The sequence below is a fragment of the Planktothrix sp. FACHB-1355 genome (genome assembly GCF_014748295.1).
In the GTDB taxonomy this organism is placed as follows: Bacteria; Cyanobacteriota; Cyanobacteriia; order Cyanobacteriales; family Aerosakkonemataceae; genus Aerosakkonema; species Aerosakkonema funiforme_A.
The window spans coordinates 1-3033 of record NZ_JACJUP010000900.1; the positions used below are offsets into that span (position 1 = coordinate 1).

Here is a 3033-nt window from a genome sequence, read left to right on the forward strand (position 1 = left end):
ACGGCCAATTTGCGACAAGCTTCTATAAATAAAGCTGGATCGGGTTTGCTTGGGCCCTCATCTACTCCCATTTCTAACTGGATGTAATCATTTAGCTGATGTCGCTTGACAAATTCTTTCACTCGTGCTGTTCGAGAAGCTGACAGCATCCCTAATTTTAATCCTGCTGCTGATAGAAATTGCAGCACTTCCAAACAGCCGACAAATAGAGGGGAAGGCGGGGTATTTTGGAAAATGCGATCGGCTTCTTCAAAGCAGCGACGTGCTATTGCCAAAGATTCCAACCACCCGCGTCCGGTTTCGGCGATATAAGCAGCGGCGGCAATTTCATTTTCGCGACGACTGCCAACTGCCATCAAGCCGGTGGGATCGAGGATATTGCCATTAATACCAAATGCCATTAACAATGGATCGCCGATTCCTGGAATTTGGGCATCAATCATGCGAGCTCGTTTTTGTCCGAGGTTTCGCAAATACTCTTCAGAATTTTCTAGCGTACCATCTTTGTCAAAAATTACCGCTTCGATATTTGGGAAAGATACTTCCCGACAGCGAATAGTTACCAAAGTTTTTTACTCCTCCGAAAAACTTACCCAAATCTAAAATTAAAGGTTTCGTAGAAATAAGAACGTTCTAACCGACTTTTATCGGTTGCGATAATTAAGCGCAAATAAAAAAAGAGGGCAGATCCCTCTTTTTGCAATCGAGTCAATCTGCCGCTATTCTTCTGTTGCGGATACGATTTCTTCTTCAGGGATTGTTTCTTCAGCAAGCGGTTCGACTGCTTCGACCGCTGCTTCAGTGACAACTGGTATTTCAAGACGAGCAGGTGCAGCACCTTGCTGTTTGGCTTTCATTTGCTCGCGATACTTAGCAGCCATTTCTTCTGCCATTTCGTAGACGCGATCGCGATTTCTGATCATATCACCAGCTTCTGGTTCCAGCTGCTTGGTGGAAAGTGAAATCCGACCTCTCTCAGCATCTAAGTCAATGATCATCACCTTAATTTCATCATTGACGTTGAAGACGCTGTGAGGCGTATCGATATGTTCGTGGGAAATTTCGGAAATGTGCAGCAAACCGCTGACTCCGCCAATATCGATGAAAGCACCGTAAGGTTTGATTCCCCTTACCGAACCTATCACCACTTCTCCGACTTCCAGTCGGTTCATCTTGCGCTCTACCAATGCGCGTCGGTGACTCAGCACCAAACGATTGCGGTCTTCGTCTACTTCCAAGAACTTGAGGGGCAATTCCTCTCCCACCAATTCTTCTTTCGGTTTGCGGGTGCTGATGTGAGAACCTGGAATAAAGCCACGCAAGCCTTCAATTCTTACCAATGCTCCGCCGCGATTGGTGGCAAAAACGCCCGATCTCACTGTAGCATCTTCTGCTTGCAATTGACGCACTCGCTCCCAAGCCCGCATATACTCAATGCGTCGAATGGAAAGCGTCAGCTGTCCTTCTTCATTTTCATCTGTGAGGATGTAAAATTCACGAGTTTCGTTTGATTGCAATACCTCTTCCGGAGCGTCAACCCGGTTTATTGACATTTCCTGGATGGGTATATATGCCGCTGTTTTAGCACCAATGTCAATCAGAGCGCCTCTCGGCTCTATACTGAATACCGTACCAGCTACAATATCACCGGGATTGAAGTGATAATCATATTTATCGAGTAGAGCGGCGAAGTCGTCGTGAGTGAAGCCTATTTCTGCTGTTGCTGTTTTCTGATTGACCATGCAAATCGTTTCCTGGTAATTATGTTTGTAAAAGTTGCGCCTCCTGTCGATGTATACGCACTTTGGTAATGTGCAGCCTACACCTACAAGCCTCCAAGCCGTATGGGCAGCTGTTGGCCAGCTGCACGATTTAGAGTCCAGATTAAATATTTTAACTTAAGTCCATCAATTCGGATGTAGTTTCTATTCATGCGATCGCCCGCGACCTTCTAGCTGAGTCGCCGATCGAGAACATCTGCTTGTCATTTACCCTATTGAGGTTTTCATAGAAGCAACCTTTGTATCTTAATCAGCTTTCAAACTGCATATTATGGCTATTTTGGCAAGGGGATTATGTGAAACACAAAGTTCTAAATGTTACAATGGCGTCGCCAAAGAAGCGGCGGTTTCCAGTTCTTCAGTCTCGGATAAGTGTTGTCGCTCACCTGTAACTGTGGTATTGCCTACCGATGCAGTTGCTCTGCTCGTACTTAACTGATTTAAAGTATCCACAAAATCTTTAATACTTTGGAATTGGCGGTAGACAGAGGCAAAACGTACATAAGCTACCTCGCTCAGAGATTGCAGCCTTTGCAGAATCATCTCTCCAATTTCGCTGCTGGTGACTTCTCGTACCTCTCGCTGCTGGAGTTCCGATTCCACTTCATCAACGAGAGCTTCCAGTTGTATTTGAGCTAAACCGGTTTTCTGACAGGCGCGAACGATACCGCGCAGCAATTTAGAACGATCGAAAGATTCCTTTCGACCATCTCGCTTAATCACCGTAATCGGAACAAATTCAATTTGCTCGTAAGTTGTAAAGCGACGTTTGCAGCGCAAACATTCTCGTCGTCGCCGGATACTTTGTCCTGCTTCTGCGGAACGAGACTCAAGCACGCGGTTATCTGGGAAGTGACAGAAAGGGCAGCGCATAGTCGATCGATTGATTTATTGTAGGTTAGGTAGGTGCGAATGCGATCGCATAGCGAAAACGCGAAAAAAACGCGAAAGCCAGCTGTTACTTTCGCTCTGGCTAATGCGAGATGACCAGATGAGTAGCAGCGGCTTTTATTGTCGAACAGTTGCTTTTACAGCTGGGGAGATGAGATCGACGAGCTACTTCTTCTCGATCCGAGGAGGTTCGCGGAAGGCGATCGCAAAAAACAGGATGCCCAACGTAATCGCGAAAATCAAAACGTAAGCAATGCTTTCCATATCAAAATTTCCTGACTATTCAGTCACTTATCAGTCTACCAAGGGATTCGGGACTGTGAAAGCCAAAAGTAAAAAGTAAAGATCGGAAGAGCGTCGT

Annotated in this window: 4 protein-coding genes; all 4 read right to left on the minus strand. The window is 45.9% G+C overall.

Annotated features, from left to right (window positions below; translation table 11 throughout):
* On the minus strand, window positions 1-566 hold a 566-nt coding region (locus tag H6S82_RS26655), incomplete at its 3' end, for an HAD family hydrolase (RefSeq protein ID WP_191056990.1).
* 153 nt (window positions 567-719) lie between these two features.
* The gene (locus H6S82_RS26660; RefSeq protein WP_190467200.1) at window positions 720-1742 is read right to left on the minus strand and encodes a 30S ribosomal protein S1; all 1023 of its coding nucleotides are present in this window, start codon (window positions 1740-1742) and stop codon (window positions 720-722) included.
* 357 nt (window positions 1743-2099) lie between these two features.
* Window positions 2100-2654, minus strand: coding sequence for a transcriptional regulator NrdR (gene nrdR / locus H6S82_RS26665; protein WP_190467204.1), 555 nt, complete (start codon window positions 2652-2654; stop codon window positions 2100-2102).
* 183 nt (window positions 2655-2837) lie between these two features.
* Window positions 2838-2936: a photosystem II reaction center protein T gene (locus H6S82_RS26670; protein WP_190467207.1), complete on the minus strand. Its 99-nt coding sequence runs from the start codon at window positions 2934-2936 to the stop codon at window positions 2838-2840.
* Window positions 2937-3033: the final 97 nt, after the last annotated feature.